The sequence below is a fragment of the Rhodanobacter sp. 7MK24 genome, from assembly GCF_014842995.1.
GTDB lineage: Bacteria > Pseudomonadota > Gammaproteobacteria > Xanthomonadales > Rhodanobacteraceae > Rhodanobacter_A.
The window spans coordinates 113,059-138,642 of the sequence record NZ_JACYXL010000008.1; the positions used below are offsets into that span (position 1 = coordinate 113,059).

General features: G+C 67.0%; 19 protein-coding genes and 1 riboswitch. Of the genes, 12 read left to right on the forward strand and 7 right to left on the reverse strand.

Annotated features, from left to right (window positions below):
- Window positions 1–121: 121 nt before the first annotated feature.
- Window positions 122–976 (reverse strand): LysR family transcriptional regulator, encoded by an 855-nt coding sequence (locus tag IHE49_RS13445; protein WP_192158713.1) that lies wholly within the window; start codon window positions 974–976, stop codon window positions 122–124.
- A gap of 158 nt (window positions 977–1,134) precedes the next feature.
- Between IHE49_RS13445 and IHE49_RS13450 the strand changes: the two genes are divergently transcribed.
- Together IHE49_RS13450 and IHE49_RS13455 are read left to right on the forward strand one after the other, a co-directional pair.
- Window positions 1,135–1,326 (forward strand): hypothetical protein, encoded by a 192-nt coding sequence (locus IHE49_RS13450; protein WP_192158715.1) that lies wholly within the window; start codon window positions 1,135–1,137, stop codon window positions 1,324–1,326.
- Entirely contained in the window at window positions 1,323–1,838 is a 516-nt protein-coding gene (locus IHE49_RS13455) for a lipocalin-like domain-containing protein (RefSeq protein ID WP_225578436.1), read from the forward strand. The genes IHE49_RS13450 and IHE49_RS13455 overlap by 4 nt, the downstream gene beginning before the upstream one ends.
- A 213-nt stretch (window positions 1,839–2,051) precedes the next feature.
- Here IHE49_RS13455 and IHE49_RS13460 read toward each other — a convergent pair whose 3' ends face one another.
- The 4 genes from IHE49_RS13460 to metF all read right to left on the reverse strand — a co-directional run bounded on the left by IHE49_RS13460 (window position 2,052) and on the right by metF (window position 5,705).
- Window positions 2,052–3,227, reverse strand: coding sequence for a class I SAM-dependent rRNA methyltransferase (locus IHE49_RS13460; protein WP_192158717.1), 1,176 nt, complete (start codon window positions 3,225–3,227; stop codon window positions 2,052–2,054).
- Between the two features lie 57 nt (window positions 3,228–3,284).
- Entirely contained in the window at window positions 3,285–4,202 is a 918-nt protein-coding gene (locus IHE49_RS13465; protein ID WP_192158719.1) for a branched-chain amino acid transaminase, read from the reverse strand.
- 114 nt (window positions 4,203–4,316) lie between these two features.
- Window positions 4,317–4,814: a DUF4124 domain-containing protein gene (locus tag IHE49_RS13470; RefSeq protein WP_192158721.1), complete on the reverse strand. Its 498-nt coding sequence runs from the start codon at window positions 4,812–4,814 to the stop codon at window positions 4,317–4,319.
- A 66-nt stretch (window positions 4,815–4,880) separates the two neighbouring features.
- Entirely contained in the window at window positions 4,881–5,705 is an 825-nt protein-coding gene (gene metF / locus IHE49_RS13475) for a methylenetetrahydrofolate reductase [NAD(P)H] (protein ID WP_192158723.1), read from the reverse strand.
- A gap of 135 nt (window positions 5,706–5,840) precedes the next feature.
- Here metF and IHE49_RS13480 point away from each other — a divergent pair, with 135 nt between their 5' ends.
- Window positions 5,841–6,398: a DUF3228 family protein gene (locus tag IHE49_RS13480; protein ID WP_192158725.1), complete on the forward strand. Its 558-nt coding sequence runs from the start codon at window positions 5,841–5,843 to the stop codon at window positions 6,396–6,398.
- A gap of 7 nt (window positions 6,399–6,405) precedes the next feature.
- Here IHE49_RS13480 and IHE49_RS13485 read toward each other — a convergent pair whose 3' ends face one another.
- Together IHE49_RS13485 and ahcY are read right to left on the reverse strand one after the other, a co-directional pair.
- Window positions 6,406–7,323, reverse strand: a complete 918-nt coding sequence (locus IHE49_RS13485; RefSeq protein ID WP_192158727.1) for a bestrophin family ion channel — start codon at window positions 7,321–7,323, stop codon at window positions 6,406–6,408.
- 131 nt (window positions 7,324–7,454) lie between these two features.
- Complete coding sequence (ahcY, locus tag IHE49_RS13490; protein ID WP_192158729.1) at window positions 7,455–8,882, reverse strand: adenosylhomocysteinase; 1,428 nt, start codon at window positions 8,880–8,882, stop codon at window positions 7,455–7,457.
- 58 nt (window positions 8,883–8,940) lie between these two features.
- Window positions 8,941–9,066: riboswitch (S-adenosyl-L-homocysteine riboswitch) on the reverse strand.
- A 158-nt stretch (window positions 9,067–9,224) separates the two neighbouring features.
- On the opposite strand from ahcY, the gene ppc reads away from it, so the two are divergent.
- The 9 genes from ppc (at window position 9,225) to IHE49_RS13535 (ending at window position 25,558) form a co-directional block, all read left to right on the forward strand.
- Window positions 9,225–12,017: a phosphoenolpyruvate carboxylase gene (gene ppc / locus IHE49_RS13495; RefSeq protein WP_192158731.1), complete on the forward strand. Its 2,793-nt coding sequence runs from the start codon at window positions 9,225–9,227 to the stop codon at window positions 12,015–12,017.
- 104 nt (window positions 12,018–12,121) lie between these two features.
- On the forward strand, window positions 12,122–12,649 hold the full coding sequence (locus IHE49_RS13500; protein WP_192158733.1) for a hypothetical protein: 528 nt from the start codon (window positions 12,122–12,124) through the stop codon (window positions 12,647–12,649).
- A gap of 82 nt (window positions 12,650–12,731) precedes the next feature.
- The gene (locus tag IHE49_RS13505; protein WP_192158735.1) at window positions 12,732–13,355 is read left to right on the forward strand and encodes a TIGR00645 family protein; all 624 of its coding nucleotides are present in this window, start codon (window positions 12,732–12,734) and stop codon (window positions 13,353–13,355) included.
- Between the two features lie 147 nt (window positions 13,356–13,502).
- On the forward strand, window positions 13,503–14,756 hold the full coding sequence (locus IHE49_RS13510; RefSeq protein ID WP_192158737.1) for an HlyD family efflux transporter periplasmic adaptor subunit: 1,254 nt from the start codon (window positions 13,503–13,505) through the stop codon (window positions 14,754–14,756).
- 161 nt (window positions 14,757–14,917) lie between these two features.
- Window positions 14,918–15,682 (forward strand): ABC transporter ATP-binding protein, encoded by a 765-nt coding sequence (locus tag IHE49_RS13515; protein ID WP_192158739.1) that lies wholly within the window; start codon window positions 14,918–14,920, stop codon window positions 15,680–15,682.
- The gene (locus tag IHE49_RS13520) at window positions 15,679–18,114 is read left to right on the forward strand and encodes an ABC transporter permease (RefSeq protein WP_192158741.1); all 2,436 of its coding nucleotides are present in this window, start codon (window positions 15,679–15,681) and stop codon (window positions 18,112–18,114) included. The genes IHE49_RS13515 and IHE49_RS13520 overlap by 4 nt, the downstream gene beginning before the upstream one ends.
- Before the next feature lie 77 nt (window positions 18,115–18,191).
- Window positions 18,192–20,645, forward strand: coding sequence for an ABC transporter permease (locus tag IHE49_RS13525; protein ID WP_192158743.1), 2,454 nt, complete (start codon window positions 18,192–18,194; stop codon window positions 20,643–20,645).
- Window positions 20,646–20,678: 33 nt separating this feature from the next.
- On the forward strand, window positions 20,679–23,135 hold the full coding sequence (locus tag IHE49_RS13530) for an ADOP family duplicated permease (protein ID WP_192158745.1): 2,457 nt from the start codon (window positions 20,679–20,681) through the stop codon (window positions 23,133–23,135).
- The gene (locus IHE49_RS13535; RefSeq protein WP_225578437.1) at window positions 23,132–25,558 is read left to right on the forward strand and encodes an ADOP family duplicated permease; all 2,427 of its coding nucleotides are present in this window, start codon (window positions 23,132–23,134) and stop codon (window positions 25,556–25,558) included. The genes IHE49_RS13530 and IHE49_RS13535 overlap by 4 nt, the downstream gene beginning before the upstream one ends.
- Window positions 25,559–25,584: the final 26 nt, after the last annotated feature.

Consider the following 25,584-nt stretch of genomic DNA (forward strand, 5'->3'; position numbering starts at 1 on the left):
GCCCTTCGTACTTCTGAATCGGCGGGATGTTGCCGTTGCACACCCCGATGCCCCACGTGCAATGGGTGTGAACAAGGATCAGGAACGAGCCAGGTTCGAATCTAGACGATGACGAAGGCGCTTACGCTGCAGACAAATTCTTGAAGGCCGTCGCCAAGGTGCCGAGCGCCTGGCGGGAACGCCGGTCGTTGAGTGCCGAATGCAACACGACTTGTTGCGTTGGCAGGGCAGGCAAGGAGAGCGCCTTCCCGATATCGATGGTGCCCGCAGGGGCCGCCCTTCTCGCCAGGACGGCAACGGCCCATCCCATGCTGGCCGCCGCGCCCACGAGTGCCGCACCTTTGCCGATAAAGACCTCCGTCCACGCGATGCCGGCGGCATCCAGCGCGGCAACGGCGGCCATGCGGATGCTGCATGTCTCGCCTTGCGTGGAGAGTGGCAGCGGATGACCTGCGCGGGGTTCCCAGTGCGCGGCGGCAATCCACGCGAACGACTCATCGAACAACACCTCGCCGTGTCGGCGTTGCTCTTCCGGCTGCAGTACCAGGGCAGCGTCCAGTACGCCATCGTCGTAGCCTTGCATGACCTCGCGTGAACCAGCCACGCGAAGCTCGATCACCAAGTTGGGATCGTGCTGATTCATCCGCTTGAGCAAGCCTGGCAGTTCGCTACCCACAAGCTGGTGGCTGATGCCGATGACCAGTCGACGCCGCTTCACGTCGAAAGAGGCCATGGCGCGCTCATGCGCCTGCACCAGTTGACGCGCCGATTCGACGAATGCGGCCCCTTCGGCAGAGAGGCGCACCTGGCGCGGCGTTCGTTCCAGCAGGCGTCGGCCCAACTGCTCTTCGAGCCGCCGCAATTTCAGGCTGACCGCCGATTGGGTACTGCCCAGCGCATCGGCGGCGCGCGTGAAGCTTTGCAGCTCGGCCGTGAGAACAAACGCCCGCACAGCATCCAGGTCGAGAGATTTCACACCATCACCATGTGATTTTGTAATGACTGAAATATCTATTCATGTGTTTTCTAAATAGATAGTACCCCACTACGCTGCTTTGCACCCGATGCCGACGGCTTCGGTGATGCCTCCATCTCGCCGCTTCCTCACGCACCGCCCTTCGCATGAAGTCTCCCTTGGTCGATCTGCTTTCGCTGCATGGCTACGTCGTCCACAGACGTGATGCTCTTTCATGGGATGACGCATGGTCGTCCTGTCCGCTGCGGAAGCCCCTGATCGCCCAACGCACAAACGACGATGCCGATACCTGCGGCATTGCCCATGACCACTCCTCCCTGACGGAGGCCGACAAGGATCTGGACCCATGAAATCATCGAAAACACTGGCGCTCATCGGCGCGTTGCTTTTACTGGCGAATACCGCGGCCGCCTCGGAGGCTGCCACCATGAAACCTTCGATCACGGCCCTCGAAGGTACCTGGACACTTGCGTTTGCCGATGTCCGGCATCCCGACGGCACACGCGGGCATGATTACGGCGACTCGCCCAAGGGAGTATTCCAGGTCGATCACAACGGGCACTACGCGATGTTTATTTTTGACAGCGCGCGCCCAAGGTTTGCGGCCAATGATCGAAGCAAGGGCACGCCCGAAGAATTTCGCGCAGCCATCATGGGGACCAGTTCCCATTTTGGAACGGTGGCGATCGATCCGGCCACGCACACGCTGACATTCCACGTGGTCGGCTCGACCTATCCCAACTCGGAAGGGACGACGCAAGTTCGCCATTACACGATGGACGGCGACGTGCTGAGCTATCAGGTCGCGGCGCGTCCCAATGGCGATATTCCCCTGACGGGATGGAAGCGAATGCAGCCGTGAGCAAGGTGGCACGAACCTGCCTGATGCCATCGGGCAGAGGCGCTCGCCATGGTGGACGTTTGTTCTCGGGCCCCGATCGCTTGAACAACGTGCCGCAACCGGATCGGAGCGGCCTTGTGCAAAGCGGTTGCGGAGAAGCAAGCCGCGCCGTATGTCCACCGGTCCAAGGCAGGGTATGGCCGTCGCCGGATACGGAAGCGCGTCGCTTCCGTATCACTCCACCCGGCAGAACACCGCCTTGAGGTAGCGGCTCTCCGGCACGTCGGCGCGCACCGGATGGTCGGCGCCGGCACCGCGCACTTCGAGTATCTGGATCTCGCGGCCGGCGTTGATCGCCACGCGGCGCAACATCTCGAGGAAATCCGCTTCGCTGACCAGGCCGGTGCAGGAGCAGGTGAGCAGCAGGCCGCCGGGCGGGATCACGTCCAGCGCAAGGCGGTTCATCGCGAAGTACTTCTTCAGCGCATCGAACACCTTGTTGCGGTCGCGGGTGAGCTTGGCGGGATCGAGGATCACCGCGTCATACTTTTCGCCGCGAGCCACCGCGTCGCGCAGCCAGTCGAAGATGTCGGCCTGCTGGAAATCCACCGCGACCTTGTTCGCGGCGGCGTTGGCGCGGGCGATGTCGAGGATGCCGGCGTCCATGTCCACGCCTGTCGCTTCGCGTGCGCCGGCAGCTATCGCGTGTACGGCGAAGCCGCCGGCGTTGCAGCACAGGTCGAGCACGCGGCGGCCGTGCGCCAGTTCCGCAAAGCGCTGGCGGTTGTCGCGCTGGTCGGCGAAGAATCCGGTCTTGTGGCCAGCGCCGGGCGCGGCGTGGAAGGCGAGGCCGTGCTCGTGCACCGCCACCGGCGCGGGCGGCTCGCTGGTGCGGCAGTCGAAGGATTCCTGCTTCTGCACGTGTGTTTCGGCGAAGCCGTAGATGCGCGCGCCGGGGAAATGCGCCAGCAGCGCGTCGCGGATCGCATCGCGGAATTTCCACATGCCGGCGGCGAAGTATTCGACGACCAGGATGTCGGCGTAGCGGTCCACGATCAGGCCGCTGAGGCCGTCGCCCTCGCTATGGATCACGCGCCAGGCATCGGTGGTCTTGTCCAGGCCCAGCAGCTCGCGGCGCAGCCGTACGGCGCGGCCGATGCGTGCGGCGATCCAGCTGGCGTCGATGGTTTCGGCAGGGTCGGCGGTGAGCAGGCGCAGCGCGATGCGCGCATGGCCGTTCCAGAAGCCGCGGCCGACGAAGCGGTCCTTCGCATCCACCACATCCACCACGCTGCCCGGCGGGATGCGCCCCTCGGGCTTGTGCACTTGCGCCGACCACACCCAGGGGTGGCCAGGCGTGCGGTCGGACTTCAGGCGGATGACGGGAAGAGCGGAGGCGATGTCGGTCATCCGCACATGATAGCGGCTTGCAATGTGCTCCCCCGGGCCTGCCGGGGGAGCGGAAAATCAAACCGGCTCCAGCCAACCCCACTTGTCGTGGGTCTTGCCGTTGAACAGGCCGAAGAACAGTTCCTGGATGCGACGGGTGACGGGGCCCGCGTGGCCGGCACCAACCTGCTTGCCATCGACCGCGCGAATCGGGGTGACTTCGGCGGCGGTACCGCACATGAACACTTCGTCGGCGAGATAGAGGTACTCGCGCGGAAGGTCGCGCTCGATCACCTCGATGCCTTCCTCGCGCGCCAGCGTGATCAGCGAGTGGCGGGTGATGCCGGTGAGGATGGAGGCGCTGGCCGGCGTGGTGTGCAGCGCGCCGTCGAATACAAGGAAGATGTTCTCGCCTGCGCCTTCGCTGAGCAGGCCGGTGGAGGCCAGCGCGATGCCTTCGCCGAAGCCCATGCGACGCGCTTCACGCGCGATCAGTTGGCCGGACAGGTAGTTGCCGCCGGCCTTGGCGCCAGCCGGAATGGTGTTGGGCGCGAAGCGCTGCCAGCTCGACACGCAGGCGGTGATGCCCTGCTCCAGCGCTTCCGGCCCGAGGTAGGGGCCCATCGGCCACGCGGCCACGGCCACGTCGATGGGCGTTTCGGCGGAGAGGCCGAAGCCGCCCAGACCGCGCCATGCCACCGGCCGCAGGTAGGCGGCGGATAGACCGTTCTTCTTCACCACGTCGCGGCAGGCGGCAGCGATCTGGTCGCGCGTGTACGGCAGCACCATGTCGTAGATCTTCGCCGAGTGGAACAGGCGCGTGAGGTGGTCGGTGAGGCGGAAGATCGCCGCGCCGTCCGGCGTGGCGTAGCTGCGGATGCCTTCGAACACCGAGGAGCCGTAATGCAGCGCATGCGACATCACGTGGGTGGTGGCCTCGGCCCACGGCTTGATCGTGCCGTTCTGCCAGATCCAATCGGGGTACTGCTGCGCCATGGGAACTCTCCGTGGGGGACTGCCCATGATAAACCCGGGCCTTCCACACCGATATTTGCGGCGCAGCATGCCGCAAGGATCCTGAGTGCGCCGCCGCGGTTTGCAGGGGTCGATTCAATCCATCTGGCGCAACCACAGGCAACCGGCCTCGTGGGTGATCGCAAAGCCGGCATTGCCGCCGTCATCGGTGCGCAGCTGCAGTTCTTTTGCGGGTGGTGCCGCGGAGGATGCGGGTGCCGGCAGGCCGGCGGCCGACTCGTTGTCGAAGTGGATTTCCAGCAATGGCTGTCGCACCAGTTGGGCCAGCGCGCGCAGATCGCCTGTTGTCGAGCTGTTGCCGTAGCTGCCCCACAGCATCAGTCCGGCGAGCCGGTTGGGATCATGCGCGGCGAAGGCATCGATCACGCGCTGGCGCAGCTCCGCCGCGGTAGCGGCGCAGCGTTGCAGCGGCACCGGTGCGCCGGGCGGCGCGAGGCTGGAGGTTGGCGCCGGCGCCGGCGAGGCCAGTTGCGACGGGCACGGCTGGTCGGTGAACAGCGGATTGCCGTGTGCGTCCACGCAGCGGTGGATCGCATCCTGCGCCCGTGCTGCCGTGGCAAGGGTGCAAAACATCAGCAGAAGCAGGGCGAATAGGCGCATTGCCCAAGCATAGCGATGCGCGGCTTGGGCAATCGTGAATCAGGCCAGCTGTTCCAGCACCGAACGCGTGGCCTTGGCGCGGTTCAAGGTGTAGAAGTGCAGCGCCGGAGCGCCGCCGTCCAGCAGGCGTCGGCACAGCTGTGCCACCACTTCCGCGCCCAATGCGCGCACGGATGCGGCGTCGTCGCCGTGCGCCTGCATGCGCTTGGCGATCCAGCGCGGAATCTCCGCGCCGCAACCGTCGGAGAAGCGCTTCAACTGCGTGAAGTTGGCGATCGGCATGATGCCCGGCACGATGGGCACGCGTACGCCGAGCTTGTGCGCGTCGTCCACGAAGCGGAAGTACGCATCCGGATTGAAGAAATACTGGGTGATCGCGCCGTTCGCGCCGGCGTCCACCTTGGCCTTGAAGTGCTGCAGGTCGGCGAGCGCGTCGTCGGCTTGCGGATGGGTTTCCGGATAGGCCGCCACTTCGATATGGAAGTGGTCGCCCGAGTGTTCGCGGATGAAGCGCACCAGTTCCGCGGCGTAGCGGAAATCGCCTGCACTGGCCATGCCGGACGGCAGGTCGCCGCGCAGCGCCACGATGCGCCGATAACCCGCAGCCCGGTAGCCGTCGAGCAGGGCGCGGATTTCCGCGCGCGTGCCGCCCATGCACGACAGGTGCGGCGCCACCGTGTAACCGTGCGCCTGATGCAGGTGCGCCACGGTGTCGCCGGTGTAACTCAAGGTGGAGCCGCCGGCACCGAAGGTCACCGACGCATATTCGGGTTGCCAGGTCTTCAGCGCCTGCGCAGCCTGGTCCAGCTGGGCGCGCTGCTCGTCGGTCTTGGGCGGGAAGAATTCGAAGCTGATGGCGGGCATGGGTGTTCCCGATGGATGTATCGGGTGATTTTATACATCCATCGCGATGAAAAGATAGACGTCCAAATGCCAGCGGTGGCCGGGCGGGCCTGGCAGGGGCATGCGCTACTCTGGCGTTTTGCCATCGGTCAGGCCATGTCCATCGTCCTCACACCCTTCGCCCGTGCCCGCCTGTTCCCGCGCGAGCCGCGTGGGAACACCATCCAGGACTGCACGCCCGAGGAATTCCAGCGTCGCCTCAACGACGAGGTGCCGTTCAAGCTGCTCGACGGCTATGCGCCGTTCTGCAAGCTGCACGTACACCGCAACTGGACCTCCACGCGCTGCCTTACCGCGCCGATCACCGAGGCCAACCGTCACCTGCTGCGCTCGGCCTACGAGGCGCGCACCAAGGCCGAGCTGCCGGTGCTGGTGCGCTGGTTCGAGGGTGTGCAGCCGCCGGTGGCGAACTGGCTCGTGGTCATCCTCTACGGCCGAGAGCAACTGGCGAAGGAAGGCGAATCCATCGAAGCCGACTGGGGCGTCGTCGGCTGCATCTATACGATGGAGCCGGAGGAAATCCCGATGGCCCCGATCACCATGCTGCGCAATGCGCTGGGTGTGGAAGAGGGAGGTTCCGGCGTGCCGCTGGATCGCGAGGCCTACCGCCGAGCGGTGGCGTTCTGGGAGGGCAACGCGAACTGGCGACCCTGACGCTCTTTCAGGTCGACAGGTGGGCGACGGCCTTGCCCGGGACCGGCTCCGCGGGGAGCGGTTCGCCGAGCATCTCGCGCAGCGTGCGTTCGATCATCCGCGACATCGCGTCGAGCGCGAGGTCGTTGGCGTCGAAGCCGAATGGCTCCTCGATCTCGCTGCCCAGGGCTTCCAGCGCGAAGAACGTGTAGCTGATGAAGGCGACGATCAAGGGCGTCATCACGCCGATCTGGTCGACCAGGCCGAACGGCAGCAGGATGCAGTAGAGATAGATGGTGCGGTGGATGATGACCGAATAGGTGAACGGAATCGGCGTGGCGGCGATGCGCTCGCAGCCGCCCAGTGCGTCGGTGAGGTGCCCCAGCGATTGCTCGAAGGCCGGTACGCAGGCTGCATCGATGCGCCCTTCGCGCAGGTTGCGCCCGACCCATTCGTCCGCCATCAGCAACAGTACGGCGGGTTTGTAGCTGCCCGCGGCGGCCCGCGCGGCGTCCGCCGGATCGAGCACGCGCTCGAGATCGGCACGCGGGTCGCTGTTGCGCAGCTGGTGGCGCAATGCATGCACGAAGGCGATCGTGCGACGCCCCAGCACTTCCGGCTCACTGCCGTCGCGCGCCAGCGTGAGCCCCATGCGCACCAGCGAACGGCCGGCGTTCAGCACGGTGCCCCACAGCGTGCGCGCTTCCCACCAGCGTGCGTAGCTCGTGCTGTTGCGGAAGCCCAGGAAGATCGCCAGCGCCATGCCGATCAGCGAAAACGGAATGACGTTGAGCGGGATCTTCCACGACAGCACCTGGCCATGCACCACGGTGATGACTGCCGCAAGCAGGGTCACGCCGATCAGCTGCGGCGCGATGTCGGGCAGAACCGAGCCGCGCAGCACGAACAGCATGCGGAACCAATTCGGGCGGGGGCGGATGATCATGCGGTGAGGGCGGCGGCGGAATTGCCGGCATTGTCGCAAAGCACGCGACATGGCGCGGTCGGCCGGGGACGGACGCAAAAACGGACGCCTTGCGGCGCCCGTTGCGTTTGCGGCAATGGCCGGTCCCGCTATCAGTAACGATAGTGATCCGGCTTGTACGGCCCATCCACCGACACGCCGAGGTAGGCGGCCTGTTCGGCGCTGAGCGTGGTGAGCTTCACGCCGATCTTCTCAAGGTGCAGGCGCGCCACTTCCTCGTCCAGCTTCTTGGGCAGGATGTAGACCTTGGCGGTATACGCGTCCTTGTTCGCCCACAGGTCGATCTGCGCCAGGGTCTGGTTGGAGAACGAGTTGGACATCACGAAGCTGGGGTGGCCGGTGGCGCAGCCCAGGTTCACCAGGCGGCCTTCGGCAAGCAGGAAGATGCTGCTGCCGTTCTTGAAGGTGTACTTGTCCACCTGCGGCTTGATGTTGAGGCGGGTAGCGCCCGAGGCGTTCAGCGCGTCGACCTGGATCTCGTTGTCGAAGTGGCCGATGTTGCAGACGATGGCCTGATCCTTCATGCCCTGCATATGGGCCAGGGTCAGCACGTCCTTGTTGCCGGTGGTGGTGACGTAGATGTCGCCGCGGCCCAGCGTGCTCTCGACGGTGTTGACCTCGAAGCCTTCCATCGCCGCCTGCAGCGCGTTGATCGGATCGATCTCGGTGACCACCACGCGGGCGCCATAGGCGCGCAGGCTGTGCGCGCAGCCCTTGCCGACGTCACCGTAGCCGCACACCACGGCGACCTTGCCGGCCAGCATCACGTCCATCGCGCGCTTCAGGCCATCGGCCAGCGACTCGCGGCAGCCGTACAGGTTGTCGAACTTGCTCTTGGTCACCGAGTCGTTGACGTTGATCGCGGGCACCAGCAGGCTGCCGGCCTCGGCGAGCTGGTAAAGGCGGTGCACGCCAGTGGTGGTTTCCTCGGACACGCCCTTCCAGTCGGCGACGACGCGGGTCCAGTAGCCCGGGCGCTCCTTGGCGACGCGCTTCAGCAGGTTCTTGATGACCTGCTCCTCATGGCTGCCCGAGGTGCTGTTGACCCAGCTCTCGTCGCCCTTTTCCAGCTCGTAGCCCTTGTGGATCAGCAGGGTCACGTCGCCGCCGTCGTCGACGACCAGTTGCGGGCCGAGGAAGCCGCCCTTGCCGTCGGGGAAGGACAGCGCGTCCAGCGTGCAGTCCCAGTATTCCTCCAGCGTCTCGCCCTTCCAGGCGAACACCGGCGTGCCGGTCTTGGCGATGGCGGCGGCGGCGTGGTCCTGCGTGCTGAAGATGTTGCACGAGGCCCAGCGCACGTCGGCGCCGATGTCCTTCAACGTCTCGATCAGCACGGCGGTCTGGATCGTCATGTGCAGCGAGCCGGTGACGCGCACGCCCTTGAGCGGCGTGGAGGCGGCGTACTTGCGGCGGATCGACATCAGGCCGGGCATCTCGTGCTCGGCGATGTCGAGTTCCTTGCGGCCGAAATCGGCGAGGCCGATGTCGCGGATCTTGTAGTCGTGGGTTGCGGCGTCCATCGTGAATCTCCGGGTGATTACGCTTCGCGGCGCTGATGGCTGCCGCGAAGACGCGTGCGGTGATTGAGCGCCGTTGCAAGTTCGTGCCGTCGAGCCTGGCCGTTGATCGGGGAGTCCGCACGGGAACGTGCAGGCTCTGCGGATGGTTCCGCGTTCGACAACGGTCGCAGCGCCCCTCGACGGGGAGCCGAAAGTATAGCTTCGTGCCGCGTTTGCGTCCTTCATGGCGGCGCGCCTGCAAAGCCCGTCCCGATGACGGAAAGTCATATGCGGCGCCGCAACAAATCAGCCTGAATATGCGTTAGGCTCGGGATTCCACCCCTGCGAGTCGACGCCGTCGAGATGAATGCTTCCCGCAGTCCCGAGCCTGCCTTGCCCGATGCCCCGTTGCGCGACGACGTGCGCCGGCTGGGCGCCCTGGTGGGCCGCATGCTGGCCGAACAGGTGGCGCCGGCTTTCCTCGACGAAGTGGAACACGTGCGTGTGGCGGCCATCGCGCGCCGGCAGGAGGGCGCGCCGCTGGCCGAGTTGACGGCCCCCTTGGCCGGGCTCGACGTGGCGCATGCCGAAGCGCTGGCACGTGCCTTCGCCACCTATTTCAACGCGGTGAACATCGCCGAGCGCGTGCACCGCATCCGCCGTCGCCGCGACTATCAGCGCGAGGGCGGCGCACCGCAGCCGGAGTCGCTGCGCGACGTGCTGGAGCGCCTGAAGGCGCAGGGCGTGGGCGCGCCTGAACTGCTCGACTGGCTGCTCAAGCTGGAAGTGGAGCCGGTGTTCACCGCGCATCCCACCGAGGCGGTGCGCGCCTCGCTGCTGGAGAAGGAGCAGGCCATCGTGCGCGCCCTGGTCGACGGCTTCGACGCCGGCCGCACGCCGCAGGAACGCGGCGAGGACGAGGAACGCATCCACATGGCGCTCACCGCCGGCTGGCAGACAGCGGAGGCTTCGCCGCTGCGGCCCAGCGTGCAGGACGAGCGGGAACACGTGAGTTTCTATATCGCCGATCCGATCTACCGCATCGTGCCTGCGCTGTACGAGGCGCTGGCCGACGCGCTGCAGGCGGTGTACGGCGTGGCGGTGCCGCTGCCGCGGCTGCTTTCCTTCGCCACCTGGGTAGGCGGCGACATGGACGGCAACCCCAATGTGGGCGCCGATACCATCGCTGCCACGCTTGCCAGCCAGCGCACGCAGATACTGGACCGCTACATCGGCGACGTCGCCGCGCTGGCGCGCCTGCTCAGCCAGACCGACAGTCGCGTACAGGTCGATCCGCGCCTGCGCCAGCGGCTGGACGAGGTGCGCGCGCGTTATCCGCAGGCTGCTTCGCACATCAAGCCGCGCCATGCCGACATGCCTTACCGAAGCATGCTCGCCGTGATCGGCGCGCGGCTGGAAGCCACGCACGAGGACGGGCATCCCGAGGCTTACGCCGGTGCCGGGGAATTGCGCGAAGACCTCGAACTGATCGCCGCCAGCCTCGTCGACCACCGCGGCTTGCACGCGGGTGCCTACGCAGTGAAGCGCCTGGTCTGGCGCGTACGCAGCTTCGGCTTCCATCTTGCGCGACTCGATGCGCGGCAGGATTCGCGCGTGCACGACGATGCGCTGGGCGCATTATTCAACGATGCCGAATGGCCGCAGCGCGGCGTGGACGAGCGCGTGGCCGCCTTGCACGCCCACCTGCGTGGCGAACGCGGTTTCGTCGACAGCGAAGACAGCGTGGCGACTTCGCTGCGTGCCGTGTTCGCCGCGTTGCGCGATGCGCGCCGCCGCTATGGCGCGGAAGCCACCGGTCTCTACATCATCAGCATGGCGCGCTCCGCCGCCGACGTGCTGGCGGTGCTGGCGCTGGCGAGGCATGGGGGATTGGTTGAGCACGCCGGATCCTCTCCCTCTCCCCGCAGGGGAGAGGAGGTGATCGCAAGAAGCGTGTTGTCTGATAAGAGCTGGGAGGCGAACGCAAAAAGCCATGTCCCTTTGGACATCGCTCCACTCTTCGAAACCATCGACGACCTCAAGAACGCCCCCGCCACGCTGCGCGCCTTGCTGGCCGACCCGCTGTACCGCGCGCACCTCGCCGCGCGCGGCGACCGCCAGTGGGTGATGCTGGGCTATTCCGACAGCGGCAAGGACGGCGGCACGCTGGCCTCGCGCTGGGGCCTGCAGCGGGCGCAGGTGGAATTGCTGGAAGTGGCGCGGGAGCACGGCATCACGCTGGCGTTCTTCCACGGCCGCGGCGGTTCGGCCAGCCGCGGCGGCGCGCGCATCATGCCTGCGCTGCTGTCCTCGCCGCGCGGCTCGGTGGCCGGCAGGCTGCGCGTCACCGAACAGGGCGAGGTGATCCATCGCAAGTACGGCATCCGCGCGCTGGCGCTGCGCAATCTCGAACAGACCGTGGGCGCGGTGCTGCGTGCCAGCCTGCGTCCGCGCGACGAGGATGCACGCGAGGTGCAGTGGCGCGAACGCATGCATGAGCTGTCCACGCGCAGCCGGCAGGCCTATCGGGCATTGGTCGAACGCGAGGGATTCGTGGACTACTTCCGTACCGCCACGCCCATCGACGTGATCGAGCGCATGGCGCTGGGCTCGCGCCCCTCGCGCCGGCGCAGCATGCGCGGCGTGGAAGATCTGCGCGCGATCCCGTGGGTGTTCGCGTGGACGCAGTGCCGCTCCATCATCACCGGCTGGTACGGCCTGGGCAGTGCGCTGGAATGGGGCGCAGCCGAATACGGCGAACAGGCGCTGGCCGAGATGGCGCGCGACTGGCCGTTCTTCGCCAATGCGCTGGACGACGTGGAAATGCTGCTGGCCAAGTGCGACCTCGACATCGCCGAAGCATTCTCGCAACTCGCGGGCGACCTGCATGAGCCGTTCTTCGCGCTGATCCGCGCGGAGTTCGAGCGCAGCCGTCGCTGGCTGCTCAAGCTCAAGGCCGCGAGCGAACTGTTGCAGGGCGACACGCGCCTGGCCGCGTCGATCCGCCTGCGCAATCCCTACATCGACCCGATGAGCCTGCTCCAGGTCGACCTGCTCGGACGCTGGCGCGCGGGCGACCGCCAAGATGACGCCTTGCTGCGCGCGCTGGTGAGCTGCGTGAACGGCGTGGCGCAGGGGTTGCAGAACACCGGTTGATGAGGGATGTTTCGCCGGAGCCATCGGATATGCACGGAGCGCACCGCTCCGTTCCGGAACTGGGGGTTGGCATGAAGCTGAAGCAGTGGCTATGCGCCGCGGTGATGGCGATGCTGGTGATGGGGCATGCGGGAAATGCCGTGGCGCAGGAAGGCGCGTCGTCCGGCAACCGGCAGTTGCAACGGCTGCTGATCGATTACCACATCGCGCAGATCATGCAGTTGGGCGTCCAGCGAGGTATAGCGCAGCTGCCGCCTTCCTCCGCCCAGAATGCCGTGCTCCTGCAGATGAGCCGACAACTCGGCATGACCTCCGATGCGACGTTCGCGGAGATCGTGACGCCCTCGCTGCGCGATTGCATTTCCGAGGATCGCGCGCGCGTGGTGGCCGATTTTCTGGAGACGGGCTCCGGCCAGGCGCTGATTGCCTGGGTAATCCAGAGCTTTCAACATCCGGGGCAGGCCATCCCCCGCCCCGACCTGGATCGGAACCTCGCCCAGTCGTTTGAGGCGAGCGGAGGTTCGGCGGCGCTCAAGCAATTTTCCGTCTGTGTAAACGATCCTGCACGCCAGCAGCAGATGGCCGTCGCACTGGTGCATTACGCGACGCGCCAGCCGGGCGATGCGAACTGAGCCGGGCCGTCGGATTCGCCGCGCTGGCGGCGCGCATAGTGTGTGCCCGCTACGCTGACGCAGCATCAACCGGGAGTTTCCCATGTCCGACCGTCCCGTACCCAAGCTCAGCCCGCTGCCTCTGCTGATCTTCAACGCGCGCTGGTTGCAGTTGCCGCTCTACCTCGGCCTGATCGTGGTGCAGTGCGTCTACGTGTTCCTGTTCGGCAAGGAGCTGTGGCACCTGATCCGCGAGGCGCCGAAGCTGGGCGAGCAGGAGATCATGCTGATCGTGCTCGGCCTGATCGACGTGGTGATGATCTCCAACCTCCTCGTCATGGTGATCGTGGGCGGCTACGAGACCTTCATCTCGCGCCTCGGGCTGGAGAACCATCCCGACCAGCCGGAGTGGCTCAGCCACGTCAACGCCTCGGTGCTGAAGGTGAAGCTGGCGATGGCGATCATCGGGATTTCCTCGATCCATCTGCTGAAGACCTTCATTGCCGCCGGTGCGCTGCAGGGGATGCCGTTCTGTTCGCCGGCGGAACTGACGGCCATTGCCGAGAGCAGCGAAGCCGCCACCGGGCTGCAGTGCGCCACCCTTACACCGGTGGGGGTGATGTGGCAGACCATCATCCATTCGGTATTCATCCTCTCGGCCATCGGCATCGCATGGACCGACCGCATCATGCAGGCAGGCTTGCACAGGCAGCGCGAGGCGGATTGACCGCAAGCGGGCGTCCGTTTGCGGACGCGGCGATCCGGATGCGGACGGTGCCTCGCCATGCCTGGCGGCGGCACGGGAAGCTGCCCTTGATTCGCAAGGCATTTTTGCGCGGATAGATGCTGGCATGCGGCTTGCCTTGTATCGCGCATGGATATCGCAAACCCGATGTATGGCATCCGCAAGCGCCGACGGCTGCGCCTCATGGTGACGGCCTGCGCCTCCCTCGTGGCCGTGCTGGCCGTGTTGGTCTGGCGGTTGGGGCCGGCGTTGCCTGCGGCGGACCGCGGCAGCCTGTGGATCGATGCCGTGCAGCAGGGCGACATGCTGCGCGAAGTGCGTGCCACCGGCACGTTGGTGCCGCGCGAGATCCGCTGGTTGGCCGCCGCCACGCCGGCACAGGTGGAGAAGATCCTCGTATGGCCCGGCACGCAGGTGCAGCCGGATACCGTCTTGATGCAGCTATCCGACCCGCAGGTGGAGGACGCGCTGCGCAACGCGCAGGCGCAGGTGGCTGCGGCACAGGCCGAGGTCGCAGCCAAGAGGGCCGAACTCGAGTCGCAATTGCTCGATCAGCGTTCCGCCCTCGCGCAGGCGCAGTCCGATTACGCTTCGGCCAAGGTCAAGGCCGAGGCCGACACCATCGCGATCAAGGCGCAGGTGATCCCGCGCGTGCAGTACGAGCAGGGTCAGATTGCCTTGAAGCAGTTGAACGGCCGGATGCAGATCGAACAGCAGCGCGTCGCCGCGTTCGCCGCCAGCATGAAGGCGCAGATCGACGCGGTGCGGGCCGCGCTGGTGCAGCAGCAGAGCAACCTGCAGTTGCGCCAGCGCCAGGCCGACGCATTGCAGGTGAAGGCCGGCATCGCCGGCGTGCTGCAGGAAGTGGCAGTGCAGGAAGGTGCCCAGGTTGCCGCCGGCGCCAACCTCGCGCGCGTGGCGGTGCCCGACGTGCTGATCGCGCGGCTGCAGGTGCCCGAGGTGCAGGCCAAGGACGTGGCCATGGGCATGCCGGTCAGCGTGGACACGCACAACGGCGTCGTCGACGGCAAGGTGGAGCGCATCGATCCGGCCGTGCGTAACGGCAGCGTGCAAGTGGACGTGGTGCTCACCGGCAAGCTGCCGCCCGGTGCGCGGCCCGACCTCTCGGTGGATGGCCGCATCCTGATCGCGCAGCTGCGCGACGTGCTCTCGGTAGGGCGTCCCGCGCTCGCCCAGGCCGATGCCGACCTCAGCCTGTTCCGCCTTGACCCCGACGGCAACACCGCCACGCGCGTGCCGGTGCGCATCGGCGCAGCCTCGGTAGATCGCGTGCAGATACTGCGTGGACTCAAGATCGGCGACCGGGTGGTCCTTTCCGACGCCAGCCAGTGGGACAAATACGACCGCATCAAGTTGAAGTGAGCAACGAAGTTGAACCCCTCTACCTTCGGGCCGCCTTCATGCGGGCCATCCATGGCCCGCACCCTTCGGGCGGCGATCGCCGTGCAAATCGGCAGTCCTGCCGATTTGTCTCCCGGAGGGGAAGGAAAACCGCACATACCCAAGAAGAAATGGACATGCCCATGACCAACCCCGCCAACGTCATCACCCTCGACGGCCTGCGCAAGGTGTTCCAGACCGACGAGGTGGAAACCCACGCGCTCAGCGACGTGCACCTTACCGTCGCGCGCGGCGAGTACGTCTCCATCTCCGGGCCGTCCGGCTGTGGCAAGACCACGCTGCTGTCCATCCTCGGCCTGCTCGACACCGCCAGCGGCGGCAGCTATGTGCTGAACGGCCACGACGTCGCCGGGCTCAACGCCGCGCAACGGGCGCGCATCCGCAACGCCGAGATCGGCTTCATTTTCCAGGCGTTCAACCTGATCGGCGACCTCACCGTGCAGGAGAACGTCGAGCTGCCGCTTACCTATCGCGGCGGCATCGACAACGCGGAGCGTCGCGCGCGCGTGCAGGAGGCGTTGGAACGTGTGGGCATGGCGCACCGCATGCGGCACTATCCCGCCCAGCTTTCCGGCGGTCAGCAACAGCGCGTGGCGGTGGCGCGCGCGCTGGTCGGCAGGCCTGCGCTCCTGCTCGCCGACGAACCCACCGGCAACCTCGACTCGCGCAACGGCGAGGCGGTGATGGCCCTGCTCGACGAGCTGCACAAGGGCGGCGCCACCATCTGCATGGTCACCCATGACGCCCGCTACGCCGAACTCGCGCAGCGCAAGGTGCGCCTGTTCGACGGCCGCGTGGTGGACGAGGAAACCTTCGACCGCCTGCGTCGCGAGGATGAATCGCGCCTCGACGCGCTGATCGGCCAGCGCATCGAGGTGGGTGCGTGAACGTCTGGCTCGCCGAGGTCTGGCGGGCATGGCGGGCCAGCCTGCGCCGGCCCGGTTTCCTGTTGCTGGCGAGTGGCGTGCTGGCGCTGGGCATCGGCGCCAACGCCGTTGCGTTCAACCTGGTCGACCAGATACTGCTCAAGCCGTTGCCGGTGCCGCAAGCATCGCGGTTGTTGGCCGTGGGCAGGCTGGAGCCGCGATGGCCGCCGCAGGTGAGCGTGCGGCAGTACGAGGCATTGCAACACCTGGAGGGCGTGCGCTCGATCGGCCTGCAGTCGTTCGTCACGGCGACGCTCAACATCGCGGGCAACGGCGTGCCGCAGCAGGTGGCCGCGGCCTACATCGACCACAGCCTGCTGCCCACGATGGGCATACAGCCCCAGTTCGGGCGCAATTTCGTGGCGGGCGAGGACGGCACGCAACCGGCGCCGGTCGTCCTGCTAAGCCATGCCTTCTGGAAGCTTCGTTACAACGGCAATCCGGACGCGATCGGCCAGAGCCTGAAAGTGGAGGGCATGCCGCACACCATCATCGGCGTGCTGCCCGAAACCTTCGACGCAACGACGTTGAACGGCGGCGACATCCTGCTGCCGGCCAAGCTGACACCCGACGGCTCCGGCGATCAACTCGGCTACGTCGCGGTGGCCCGCCTCGCTGATGGCGCGACGCCTGCCGCCGTAGGCGCGCAGGTGGAAGCACGGTTGAAGGCGGTCGCCGACCGTTCTGCCACGGATCGCGGCATGCACGTCCGTTACGGCGCGATGGATTATCAGGCCGCCAAGAACGTGCAACTCGGCACCGTGCTGGTGTTGTTCCAAGCTTGCGCGCTGCTGGTTCTGCTGATCGCCCTGGTCAACGTGACGAACCTTCTGCTGCTGCGCGCACTGGCACGACATCGCGACATCGCGGTGCGCAGCGCGATGGGCGCATCGAGCTTGCGCATGGCCGTGCCGTTGCTCGGTGAAAGCCTGCTGGTGGGTCTGTCCGCTGCCGGTTTTGGCGTGCTGCTTGCGCTGCTGGGCGTGGCGATCCTGCTCGGCATTCTCCCGGCCGAAGTCACTGGCGGCGAAATGCATCTGGGCATGCACACCGTGGTGCTGACGGTGCTGGTGTCGCTGATTGCGACGCTGGTGTCGGCGATGCTCGGATTGTGGCGTGCCCGCGCCATCTCTTCGTTCGACGATTTGCGTGAGGGTGGCCGCAGTGGCGGAACGCGTTACCAGGGACGGATCTACAGCGCGCTGGTGATCGCGCAGGTGACGCTGGCAGTGGCGCTGCTGTGCGCGTGTGGCAGCTTCCTGCGCGCGTCCTGGAACAACGCACATTTGCGCTGGGGCTTCGACTACACCAACGTGGCGACACTCGCGTTGTCCCCGGTGCGGGCCGATTACCCGGACGTACAGTCGGTGACGGAGTTGTCGCGGCGACTGGTCGACCGCATGCGCCAGGTGCCCGGTGTGCTCGACGTGGTGGCTGCTACCAGCCTGCCGGTGAACGACTACTTCAGTACCTTCGGCATGCCTGCGCATGCGCAAGGCCAGATGCCGACGTACGTGTACTACCGTGCCGTGGGTACGGATTATTTCCGCTTGTTCGGCATGCGCCTGCTGCGTGGACGCCTGTTCACGCGGGACGACAGCAAGGGTGGCGAGGCCGTGGCGATCGTCAGCCAGACGGCGGCCAGGCGGATGTACGGCGGCCACGCGCTGGGCCAGCAGGTGCTGATGGACGATGCAGCCCATCCAGGCCAGCCGTGGACGGCGCGCATCGTTGGCGTGGTCGACGACACCTTCCCGCAGCAGGGTGTCGGGCGGATTCCGTCTGAGCTTTACGTGCCGCTGGCGCAGATGGCCGATGCGCTCATGACCCGCTACCGGACGATTGGGCCGATGCACTACGCACTGCGCGTACAGGGCGACCTCGCCAGCTATGGCGAGGCGCTGCGCGCGGTCGTCGCCGAGGTGGCGCCGGAGCAGCCGGTGGCAGCGATGGGCAGCATGCGCGAAGCCGTTGCCGAGCAACTGGACGGCACGCAGACCGGCGCATGGATCAGTGGCGTGTTCGCGGCACTGGCCATGCTGCTCGCCGGCACCGGCCTGTATGCGGTGATGTCGGTCGCGGTGGCGGCGCGCGAGCACGAGCTGGGCGTGCGCGCGGCACTGGGTGCGTCGCCGATGCGACTGGCCACACTGATGCTGAGTGGCGGCATGGCACGGATCGCGGTCGGCCTGACGTTGGGGCTGATCCTGGCCGGGGTGTTCTCGCGCGTGCTGAGTACCTCGTTCAACCAGCTCGGCACGGACGGAGCGTTCGGCCCATGGGTCGCGGGCGGCGTCTGCGTGCTGTTGCTGGCCTTCGGCCTGCTTGCCTGCCTTGTGCCCGCCATCCGCGCGGGCCGGATCCAGCCCATGCGTGTCCTGCAGGGGGATTAGCCCATGGATTTCGCAACGGTATGCCGGGCGTCGCCTTGGCCAAACATCACGGACCACTTGCACGTGGAGACAGCTGCATGAACACCTGGCTTACCGAGATCGGGCAGGCATGGCGCGCCAGCCTGCGCAGGCCGGGCTTCCTGTTGCTGGCGGCGGGCGTGCTGGCGCTGGGCGTGGGCTCGGCCAGCGCCGTGTTCACCATGATCGACGGCGTGCTGCTGCGGCCCATGCCTTATCCCGAGCCGCAGCGGCTGGTGGCGCTTGGCGAGGTCGAACAAGGCAATGTGGTGGGTGCGTCGCCGCAGCAATACCAGCAACTGGCTGGTTTGCCCGGCGCGGATTCGCTCGGCATCTTCAAGAGCGATCCTCTCGCCACGAACATCGCTGGCGATGGTGAGCCGGTGCAGGTGCAAGCGCAGGAATTCGACCACACCCTGCTGCCCACGCTGCGCGTGCAGCCTGTGCTTGGCCGCAACTTCACCGCGCCGGAAGACCAGCCGCACGGCCCGCCGGCGGTGCTGCTCTATCACGGTTTCTGGCTGCGCCGCTTCGGCGGCAATCCTGCGGTGGTCGGAAAGACGATGCAGGTGGAAGGCGTTGCGCACACCATCGTCGGCGTGTTGCCGGCGGGTTTCGACCTCGGCCAGGCATCGATCGCGTTGCCGGTCGCATTCCGCGCGAACACACCGAACGACTCTACCGACTACACCGCGGTGGCGCGTCTGGCCCCCGGCTTTTCCCGCGAGGCGCTGGCTGTGCAAGTGCAGACACGGCTGCATACCTTCTACGTGACGCAAGGCCACAAGGCATACGCCAGCGATTACTGGCTACGGGCGCATTTCGCCACGCAGGATTTCGGCGCGGAAGAACACCAGGGCTCGCGTGCGACCTCGTTGATGTGGCTGGCCAGTGCCGCACTGTTGCTGCTGATCGCGCTGGTCAACCTCACCAACCTGATGATGCTGCGTGCGATGGGGCGCAGCCACGACGCCTCCGTGCGCGGTGCGCTCGGTGCTTCGCCGTGGCGCGTGGCGCTGCCTTCGATGGCCGACGGCGTACTGGTCGGTCTGCTCGGCGTATTGTTCGGGCAGGCATTGGCAGGCATGGGCCTGTCGGCGATACGCACGTGGATGCCGGCCGATTGGATGGTGGTGGACTGGACGCGTCCCGGCGGCCTGAGTCTCGGCTGGCCGGCGTGGGCGCTGGCTATTGCGGTCGGCCTGTTCGGCGCGCTGGTCGCCACCTTGCTGGGCTTGTGGCGTGGTCATGCCGCATTGTCGGCAGACAGCCTGCGCGAAGGCGGCCGCAGCGGCTTCAGCCGGCGCAGTGGCCTGTTGGGTCGCGTGCTGGTGATCGCCCAGGTGGCGCTGGCCTCGCTGCTGCTTTGCGCGGCCGGCGTGTTCCTGCGCACCCTGCTCGACAACGCGAAGGTGGACCTCGGCTTTGATGCGCGTGGTGTGCTCACCTTCGAACTCGCGCCGGTCAAGACGACCTATCCCGACGCCGCTTCCGTGCAGCTCTTGTCGCAGCGGCTGGTCGAACGCCTGCGCCAGATTCCCGGCGTGCGCCAGGCCGCGGTGGGTACCAACCTGCCGGCAGGCGATTTCAGCGGCCAGTGGCGGATGAACATGCATGTGCCGGGTGGCGAGGATTTCAACGCACAGTTACATGCGGCTGACCCGGGTTTCTTCGGGGTATTCGGCATACGCCTGCTGCAGGGTCGCCTGTTCGCCGATGCCGATGTGCGGGGCGGTGAGGCGGTGGCCATCGTCAACCAGAAATTCGCCGACCAGCACTACCACGGCCGTGCGCTGGGCCAGATCATCCAGCTCGGCTCGGGGGCAGACATGCTCTCGGCGCGCATCGTGGGGGTGGTGGCCAGCACCTGGCAGTTCGGCCCGGAAGATCCGGATGCGGCGACGCCCATCCTCTACCTGCCGCTGGCGCAGATGCCGGACGACATATTGCGCGCGTTCCGCACCTACGAGCCGCTGCGCTTCGCCATCAAGGTACAGGGCAGCCCCGACGGCTACGGTGATGCGGTGAAGCAGGCGGTGGCCGAAGTGGCGCCCTACCAGCCGATCAACCACGTGTACAGCATGGCGTGGATCGTGCGCGACATCACCAGAGATACGAAATTCGACCTCATGCTGGTCGGCTTGCTGGGTGGTCTTGCGCTGCTGCTGGCCGGTGTGGGCATGTATGCGGTGATGGCGGTGGCGGTCGCCGCGCGCGAACGCGAGTTCGGCGTGCGCGCCGCTCTGGGCGCGTCGCCGCGTCGCCTGTTGCTGCTGGTGTTGCGTGGAGGCCTGCTGCAGATCGTGCTGGGTCTCGCGGCCGGCGTGGTGCTGGGCGCAGCCGGCGCGGGCGTGCTGCGCGCGGTGGTGGTGCAGCTGGGACGCAGCGTGTTCGATCCCTGGGCCGTACTCGTCGCCTGCGTGGTGCTTGCGTGTGCCGGCGTGCTGGCCTGCCTGGTGCCTGCAGTGCGGGCAGGGCGGACGGCGCCGATGCACGCCTTGCGCGGAGAGTGAAGCAATGGAAGCAATGGAAGAGGCGATTCGCACATGAACATCTGGCTCACGGAAATCTGGCGCGCGTGGCGCGCCATGCTCCGACGCCCCGGCTACCTGACGTTGGCCGTCGGCGTGCTGGCGCTCGGCATCGGCGCCAGCGTGGCGGTGTTCGCCCTGGTCAATGCGATGCTGCTGCAGCCGCTGGCGTATCCGCGCGCCTCCGAGCTGGTGCAGGTGGGGCAGGAAAAGTACGGCGTCGCCTACTGGATATCGCCCAGCGAATACCAGCATCTGCCGCCGCTGCAGGGTGTGCGGTCGTTGGGGCTGATCGAGGCGGATGCGCTGTCCGTCAACATCGCCGGTGATGGCACGCCCGAGCTGGTGCCGGCTATTCATGCGGATCACGGCTACCTGCCGACGCTCGAAATCAAACCGCTGCTGGGTCGCAATTTCACGGAGGACGAGGATCGCCCGAACGGCCCGAAGGCGGTGATGCTGAGCCACGGGTTCTGGCTGCGTCGCTATGGCGGCAACGCCGGCGTGATCGGCCGTGTCCTGTCGATCGAGGGAGTCGCGCACGCCATCGTCGGCGTGCTGCCGGAGGGCGTCGACCTCAAGCAGGGCGACCTCGTATTGCCTGTCGCTTTTCCGCTCGAGAGCACGGACGACAACAGCAACAATTACCGGGCAATCGCCAGGCTCGCGCCCGGGGCGACGGCGGCCTCGGTCGGAGCGGAGGTCGACACGCGGCTGCATGCGGTGTTCGCGGCGAAGCACGACGCCGGAAGCGAGTACATGAGGGGCCTGCGGTTCCGCGCCGACGATCTCAAGACCGCGATGCGGGTCAATGCGCGGCCGGTGCTGACGATGTTCCTGGCGAGTGCGTCACTGGTGTTGCTGATTGCGTGGGTGAACCTCGCCAACCTCATGCTGCTGCGCACCTTGTCGCACGGTCACGATGCGGCGGTGCGGGGGGCGCTGGGCGCATCGTGGGGGCGGCAAGTATCGCCGATGTTGTCGGAGGGCGTACTGATCGGCCTCGGCGGTACGCTGACGGGGATCGCTCTGGGCTGGCTCGGGCTGAATCTGCTGAGCGGATTGATACCTCCGGAGTGGTTCGCAGGCAGTCGGCTGCATTTCAGTATCTCGACGGTGGCGGTGGCGTTCTGCCTTGGCATGGCTGCAGCGCTTCTGGCGGCGGCGCTGGGGCTTTGGCGCGGCCTGTCGGCCATATCGATGGAGGACTTGCGCGCGGGTGGACGCGGCAGTGCGGGGCATCGCGATGGCCCACTGGGACGCGTGCTGGTGATGGCACAGGTGGCCCTGGCCGCCACCCTGCTGTGTGCGGCAGGGTTGTTCCTGCACGCGCTGCATGACGCTGCGCATGTTCCGCTCGGATTTTCCAGCAAGGGCGTATTTACCTTCGAGTTGGCGCCGGTCAAGGCCGACTATTCCGATGCCGCCTCGCTGCAGCAACTCACGCGGCGACTGCTGGATCGACTGCGCGCGCAGCCCGGCGTCGAGCGCGCCGCGGTCGGCACAGGCCTGCCGATGGGCGACAAGACGCAGAATTTCTACATGGGCTACGTCCATGCGCCCGGCGCGGAGGACCTGCTCGCGAACTCTCCCCAGGTTCGCGGTGTCGACCCGGACTATTTCCCGACCTTCGGCATCACTCCACGCGAAGGACGTGGCTTCCAGGATACGGACGTGAGAGGGGGCGAGCCGGTGGCCATCGTCAACCAGACGCTGGCCCAGCGTCTGTACGGAGGGCATGCGCTGGGCCACGCCATCGACATCGGTACCGCCGAGAACAGCGTCGGCGTTCGGCCGTTTTCCGCACGCATCGTCGGTGTCGTCGACGACATCAGTCCGTTCGGTCCCCTGGGTGACCGGGACGGCATCCTGTACCTGTCGATGCAGCAGGTGCCGGACGATCTGGCGGGCTTGATGCGCAACTACCTGCCGTTGCGTTTCGCACTGCGCGTGCACGGCGATCCGGAAAGCTATCGCGCCGCCGTCGCTGCCGCCGTCGCCGAGGTGGCGCCCGATCAGCCGATTGCCCACATGCGCAGCATGCAAAGCATCGTCAGCGGCACCACGGACGCCGCCCGCATGGATCTGCTGCTGATCGGAATCTTCGCGGTGCTGGCGCTGGCGCTGGCCGCCGCGGGCATCTACGCCGTGGTATCGGTGGCGGTGACATTGCGCGAGCGCGAATTCGGCGTGCGGCTGGCGCTGGGCGCATCGCCGTCGCGGCTGGTGCGCAGCGTGCTGCGTGGGGCGCTGCTGCAAATCGTTGTCGGGCTGGGCATGGGGCTGGGCATCGCCTTCGTCCTGGCAGGCGTGCTGCGCGCCGTCTTGGTGCAGATGCAGCGCAGCGTGTTCGATCCAGCAGTCTTGCTGGTGGTTTGCCTGTTGTTGATGGCGGTAGGACTGCTGGCCTGCCTGTGGCCGGCGTTGCGCGCATCGCGTGTGCCGCCGATGCGCGCCTTGAGGGGAGAATGAAGATGATCGTGCGCGAATTCCGCGAGGCATGGCGACGGTTGATGCGACGACCGGGCTACGCCTTGCTGTCGGTGGGGATGCTGGGCGTCGGGCTGGGCGTGGTGCTGTTCCTGTTCGGCCTGGTCAACACGATGATCCTGCGGCCGCTGCCGTTTCCGCAGGCCGACCGGCTGATTGCGATTGGCGAGCAGCCGTCCAACGGCTACGGCATCGGCAGCATCAACAGCGACCAGTACCTGCAGTTGCAGGGGCATCTGCGCAGCGTGGACATGTACGGTGCCTATGCCACCGCGGGCTTCAACCTGGACAATGGTGGCGGCGCGAACTTTTCGCGCGGCAGCCTGCTCACCGCCTCGATGATGCAACTGCTGGGCGTGAAGCCCATTCTCGGCCGCGGCTTCATCGCCTCCGACGAGGTGCCGGGCGCGGCGCCCGTGGTGCTGCTGGGTGACGCGCTATGGCGGCACGATTTCCATGCCGACCCGCACATCGTGGGGCGTGCGGTGCAGGTGGATGGCGAACCGGCCACGGTGATCGGGGTGCTGCCGGCAGATTTCGGTTTTCCGCAGGCCAGCCGGTTGTGGATGCCGCTGCAGCTGAGACAGCGGCAGTATCTAGACATCCAGGGTGTGGCCAGGTTGCTGCCGTCCGTCAACCTGGCGCAGGCGCGCGCGGAACTCGCCGCGCGGTCGGATGCGATGCAGCTTGCCCTGCCGGCGGATCAGCGCGGGCCTTCGCTGACGATCAAGCCGTTGGCCCTGAGCTTCATGCCCGAGAACATCCGTGGCTGGGTGTGGATGATGTTCGGCGCTACCGGACTGGTGCTGCTGCTGGCCTGCGTCAACGTGGCAAACCTGCAACTGGTGCAGACCCTGAACCGGCGCCGCGAGCTGGCCCTGCGCAGCGCGCTGGGCAGCGGCCACGGGCGCCTGATGGTCGGCGTGCTGGTGGAAAGCCTGCTGCTCAGCGTGGCGGCATTGGCGGTGGCCGTGCCGATCATGCAATTCGGCAATCGCTGGCTGGTCGGCGTGTTCATCGCCAGCGACAACCCACCGAACATGTTCCTCCGCTTCGGCATTGACGGCCGGGTGCTGCTGTTCGGCTTCGGCGTGGCCGTGCTGTGCACCGCGCTTGCCGGGCTGGTGCCTGCCTGGCGTGCTGCGCGCGCCGACGACCTGCAGGATGCACTCCGCGACGGCAGCAAGGGCTCAGGCAGCGGCTTCGTCCAGGTGGCGAAGGTGCTGGTAGTGGCCGAGGTGGTGCTGACCGTGGTGTTGCTGGTGGGCGCGGGCACGTTCGTGCGGGCGCTGGGCGCGTTGCTGGCGGAGCGCTCGGCGGGCGCCACGCATGCTGCGCAAGTGCTCACCGCGGACGTGGTCTTGCCGTCGGCCCGCTATGCGGGCGATGCGCAACGCATCCGCTTCCTGGATACCGTGGTCGAACGCCTGCGTAGCGATCCCGTCGTGGCCGACGCTTCCGCTTCGGACACCATTCCGAGCGCTGCATTGGGCAGCCACGAAGACGTTTCCCTGCCGGGCCGGCCGCAGCCGTCCGACGGTTGGCCGCGAGTACAGATGGGCATCGTCGATCCGCATTTCCTCGCCACCTATGGCGTGCATCTGCGTGCGGGGCGCTTCTTCGATGCGCGCGACCGCGCGGACAGCCCGCCGGTAGCCGTGGTCGACGCCAAGCTGGCCGAGGCGATGTGGCCGCATGGCGATGCGCTGGGCCGCAAGCTGGTGTTGTGGCCGGGTCGCATGCAGGCCCTCACGCTCACCGTCGTCGGCGTGATCGAACCGCTGCAGCTGGACAGCGCGCTGGAAAAGCCGCTGCCCGGCCTGCTGCTGCCGCTGGAGCAATCGGCGGGCCAGGGACCGCTGCGCCGCGGCATGGGGCTGGCGGTGCGCACGCATGCCGATGCGGAAACCTATGCACGGCAACTGGCCGCCGTGGTGCGCGAGGTGGACCCGCAAGTGGTGGTCCACGCGATGTACAGCCAGGCAAGAGCGATGGCGATATCGCGCCTCAGGATGCTGGTGTTGACCGAGGTGTTCGCGGTGCTCGGGGTGGTCGCGCTGCTGCTGGCCGGTGCAGGCCTGTACGGCGTGCTGGCGTTCTCGGTGGCGCAGCGCACGCGCGAGCTCGGCATCCGCCGCGCGATCGGCGCCGGGCATGGCGCCATCGTGCGCACGGTGGCGCGGCAACTGGCGTGGCAGCTCGGGCTTGGGCTGAGCATCGGCGTGCTGCTGGCCGTGCCGTGCTCGGGCGTGCTGGCCGATCCGGGTCTGCATACGCGCGCGCGCGATCCGGCGGTGTTCTTGCCGGTGCTGCTGCTGGTGGTCGGCGTTTCCGCGTTCGCCGCGCTGGTGCCGCTGCTGCGTGCGCTGCGCGTCGATCCGGCGGTCGCCTTGCGCTACGAGTGACCTCTACACTGCGCGGATGAACGAAC